Raw genomic sequence first — 4,356 nt, forward strand, 5'->3', positions numbered from 1 at the left:
ATTCCGCCGCGGGTGGATTACAGCCTGACCGAGCGCGGCTACGAGCTGAGTGCCCTGCTCGTTCCGCTGGTAGCGTGGGCCTTCGAGAACGCCGACGCCATCATCGATGGGCAGCTTTGACCAAGGATCAGAGCTCGCAAGGGGCGCACCCGGCGTTCCCCCAAGTACCCAAACTGGAACCAGTATGAGTGATTCCAAAAAGCGAGTACTCGTTACTGGTGTGACTGGTGTGAATAACGCATAGCTTTGGCACAAGGTGCCAGCCGGAATGGGAGGGCCGTCCTCTGCTGGGAGCGTTCCGGTTTACCTGCACCGCCATTGGGCGGCTCGCCCGCCCGCAAGGAGTTGGTACGCATGGTCAAACCTCTCGTCCAGGACCTGTCCAGCATGGGACAGCCTGTAACCCTGTCCTCCGTCGCGGCGCAAGCGTGGAGCCGGGTCGTGAAGCCCTTCGGCCCACGGTCCCCTTACAGGATCGGTGACGCCGTGATGGCAGACGATCCCTTCAAGGGCCGCCGCGAGGGAGTGGTGGTGTTCCTGCAGGGTCTGTCCGCCGGTGTGGACACCGCCGAAGGCGTCTTCTTCTATGACCACCGGCAGCTCAAAAAGCTGGATTGAGCTACCGCGCTGACCAGCCGCCGTCCATGGTGTAGCTGGCGCCGGTCACCATGCCGGCGTGGTCCGAGGCCAGCCAGGCGACCAGGGAGGCAACCTCCTCAGGCTCCACCAACCGCTTGATGGCCGACTCGGTGAGCATGACCTTGGCCAGCACCTCGGTCTTTGGGATGCCGTGCACCTGGGCCTGGTCCGCGAGCTGCTTCTCCACGAGGGGCGTGCGCACATATCCGGGGTTGATGCAGTTGGAGGTCACCCCGTGGTCACCGCCTTCAAGCGCTGTGACCTTGCTCAGCCCTTCAAGGCCGTGCTTGGCAGAAACATAGGCGCTCTTGAACGGCGAGGCCCGGATGCCGTGCACGGAGGACACGTTGATGATCCGGCCGAACCCGCTGGTGTACATGTGTGGCAGGGCCGCCCGGATCAGCAGGAACGGCGCCTCCAGCATCAGGGCGATGATCCGGCGGAACTCCACGGGATCGAATTCCTCGATGGGGCTGATGCGCTGGATCCCGGCGTTGTTCACGAGGATGTCGCAGTCCAGGCTCAGGGTTGCGAGCGAGTCCACGTCCAGCAGGTCAACGGCCCAGGTAGTGCCCCCCACCTCGTCGGCGAGCTCTGCGGCGCCGGCGGCGTCGACGTCGGCCACCACCACTTTCGCTCCACGTGCAGCAAGTTCCCGGACACACGCGGCGCCGATTCCGCTGGCACCGCCGGTGACCAGAGCTTTGCGGCCATTCAAAGTGTTTTCCATACCAATCCCCTCGGGTGTTTCCCACTGAGTATTACTGCACAGACATGTACCTTCAATGACTAATCCAGCACCGAGTGCATGCAGAATTGCAGATATGAAAGCCAACCCCGATGACCTGCTGGTACTCCTCGCGGTTGCCCGGTCCGCTAAATACACGACGGCGGCCCAAGCCTTGGGGCTTAATCACACCACCGTCTCCCGCCGGATCGCAGCCCTCGAAAAGGCGCTCGGTGGGCGCGTCCTGGCGCGTGCCACCGGAGGGTGGGAACTGACTGACCTTGGAGCCCGGGCCGTGCAGGTCGCCGAACAGGTGGAAGCGGTGGTGGGCACGCTTGGGGCGGCCGGAAAGGCACCCGACCCGATCACCGGCGTCGTGCGCATGACGGCGACAGACGGCTTCAGCGCCTATATCGCCGCACCTGCCGTCGCCCGGCTGCGCCGTGACCACCCCGGGCTGAGTGTGGAGGTAGTGACCATGACCCGGCGGGCACTGCAGCAGCGCTCGGGCCTGGACATCGAAGTGGTGGTGGGCGAACCGCAGGTGCACCGGGCCGAAGCTGTGCGGCTGGGCGACTACATGCTGGGCATGTATGCCTCGCGCGCCTACCTGGAGGAGCACGGCACTCCAGCCACCGTGGCCGAACTCAACGGACACCCGCTGGTGTACTTCGTTGATTCAATGCTGCAGGTGGATGACCTGGATGCGCCCCGCCGCCTTGTACCGGGAATGCGCGATGGCCTCACCTCCACCAACGTTTTTGTCCACGTGGAGGCCACCCGCGCCGGGGCCGGGATCGGTTTCCTGCCCTGCTTTATGGGCGACCTCCATGAAGATTTGGTCCGCCTGCTGCCGTCCGAGATCGCCGAGCTGCTGCCGTACTGGATGGTGCTTCGGCCGGACTCCCTGCGGCGGCCTGCCGTGGCGGCAGTAGTGCACGCCCTGCGGGAGGGGATGGCGGAGCACCGGGGGAAGCTGTTGGGAAATGGTTTGGCTGGCTGAGCTAATCGGCGGGCGGGTCGTGCCGCACGGGTGATCCTGCCGCGAAGGCCCGCACCTGGGCGTCGTCCCAGAGGTGGGCCGGAACCGCGCCGCCCAGGAGCCGGCGGGCCAGTTGCGGGTCGTCGCGGAACGGGGTATCACTCCCGGCCATGACCATGTTCCCGTAGCGGCGGCCCTTGAGCATTGCCGGGTCAGCGATGATTACGGTGTGCTTGAAGGCGGCCGCGATGGTGGCGGCGTCCTCCCTGGCATTCCTCAGGTCCGGCGCATCCCCGGAGTTCGCCACGTACAGCCCGCCGGGGGCAAGGACGCGCTTGACGCGCTGGTTGAACTCCGCGGTGGTCAGCGGCCGCGGGGTCAGGGCACCGGCGAAAACGTCCCGGATGATAAAGTCGCGGGTTTCAGCGGTCAGGGTCTCGGTGACCTCGCGGGCCTCCCCCACCCGGAGCCGAAGCAGCGGCGCCTTCGGCAGGTCGAACCAGCCACGGACGTACTCGGCCAGCTTGCCGTCCAGCTCCACCACTACTTGCCGGGCATCCGGGTAGGCAGCGTGGAAGTAGCGGGCCAGGGAGCAGGCCCCCCCGCCGAGATGCAATCCGCGGAGCTTCGGCTTGAGTCCCGCCGTGCCCGAGGGCGGCCAGCGGGACTCGATCAGGGCCGCCATCCAACGCATGTACTCAAAGTCCAGGAACAGCGGGTCCGCGAGGTCGATGTGGGAACTCATCACCCCGTTGATCTTCAGGAGCCAGCCGGTGGAGTTGTCCTGGTCCGCGATCAGTTCACAGTCTCCGGTGTCGATGTAATAGACGCCTTCAACAGGTCCGTTGGGCCGGGCTCCCATCGGAACCTCCACCACTCCTGCCACCGCGCGCAGGCCGTTCCGTCCCCCTGACCTTCCGCGTTTTGCCATTACCTGTGCCGCGTTTCAGTCATGCTTCAACCCTAATTGGTTTCAGCAGCACCCGCCCTGGCTCGCCCTAACTGCCAGGCACTGCCCCTTCGCCCTCCCGGATCCGCTTCACCACTGCGGTGGTGGACCTTTCCGCCACATAATCAAGGATGGCCACCCTGCCGCCGTACGCCTCCACTGCCGGCGTCTCGGCGAGCATTTCCGGGGTGTAGTCCCCGCCCTTGGCATAAACCTCCGGTCGGAGCTGCCCGATAAGCGGGGCCGCAGTGGGAGTGTCGAAGACGGTCACGTAGTCTACGCAGCTCAGCGCCGCCACCACCGCGGCGCGGTCCGCCACCCCGTTGATGGGCCGGCCCGCGCCCTTGAGCTTGCGCACGGAGTCATCGCTGTTCAACGCCACCACCAGCACGTCCCCCAGCTGTTTCGCCTGGTTGAGGTAGCGGGTGTGGCCGCTGTGCAGCACGTCGAAGCAACCGTTGGTCAGCACGATGCGCTGGCCCTGGGCACGGTGCAGCTCCAGCTGCCGGTGCAGCTCGTCCGCACCCAAGGCAGTGTCGGCAAAGGCCTTCAGGTACCGGCTAAGCTGTCCTGTACTGCAGACGGATGTGCCCGGCTGATGCACAACCACATCCGCGGCCGATTGCGCCAAGTCCAGGCTCGCCGTCAACGGCAGCCCCGCGGAGCGCGCCAGCGTCAGCGCCGCCACGAAGGTATCGCCGGCACCGGAGGCCTGCTTTTCCGCGGCCGGGCGGGCCCACGTACGGTGCGTCACGCCATCGGACCTCAGCAGGACGGTGCCGTCATGGTCGAGGGTGACCACCACGGCCCCTGCGCCCGTGGCTTCCAGCAGGGCATCGGCGTGCCTGCTCACCTCCGCCACCCTGTCCTGGCCGTCGGAAAGCCGCAGGTCCAGCATGCGCGCGGTTTCCTGGGCATTTGGGGTTACCAGGTCCGGGCGGAGCGGCGCCCACGGCCGGGGGTCGTGCGAATCGACCACGAGCAGCGGACGGTCCCCGCCGGCAGCCGGGCCGGCGAGCGCGTCCACCAGGCTGGCCCGGACCGGATCGGCCAGCACCC

The 4,356-nt window shown here is 66.6% G+C and carries 6 protein-coding genes; 3 read left to right on the plus strand and 3 right to left on the minus strand.

Annotated elements, in window-relative coordinates:
* On the plus strand, positions 1-120 hold a 120-nt coding region (locus AC5RWX_RS30825), incomplete at its 5' end, for a winged helix-turn-helix transcriptional regulator (RefSeq protein ID WP_494100012.1).
* Positions 121-354: 234 nt separating this feature from the next.
* Positions 355-618, plus strand: coding sequence for a hypothetical protein (locus tag AC5RWX_RS30830; RefSeq protein ID WP_494100007.1), 264 nt, complete (start codon positions 355-357; stop codon positions 616-618).
* 1 nt (position 619) lies between these two features.
* On the opposite strand, the gene AC5RWX_RS30835 is transcribed toward AC5RWX_RS30830, so the two are convergent.
* Positions 620-1,369: a 3-hydroxybutyrate dehydrogenase gene (locus AC5RWX_RS30835; RefSeq protein ID WP_494100008.1), complete on the minus strand. Its 750-nt coding sequence runs from the start codon at positions 1,367-1,369 to the stop codon at positions 620-622.
* 94 nt (positions 1,370-1,463) lie between these two features.
* On the opposite strand from AC5RWX_RS30835, the gene AC5RWX_RS30840 reads away from it, so the two are divergent.
* Positions 1,464-2,369 (plus strand): LysR family transcriptional regulator, encoded by a 906-nt coding sequence (locus AC5RWX_RS30840; protein WP_494100009.1) that lies wholly within the window; start codon positions 1,464-1,466, stop codon positions 2,367-2,369.
* A gap of 1 nt (position 2,370) precedes the next feature.
* Here AC5RWX_RS30840 and AC5RWX_RS30845 read toward each other — a convergent pair whose 3' ends face one another.
* Positions 2,371-3,279, minus strand: a complete 909-nt coding sequence (locus AC5RWX_RS30845) for a spermidine synthase (RefSeq protein WP_494100010.1) — start codon at positions 3,277-3,279, stop codon at positions 2,371-2,373.
* A 67-nt stretch (positions 3,280-3,346) separates the two neighbouring features.
* Positions 3,347-4,356: D-glycero-beta-D-manno-heptose 1-phosphate adenylyltransferase (rfaE2, locus tag AC5RWX_RS30850; protein ID WP_494100011.1), on the minus strand; the 1,010-nt coding region annotated here is incomplete at its 5' end.

The organism is Arthrobacter sp. SPT-J7 (genome assembly GCF_059089965.1).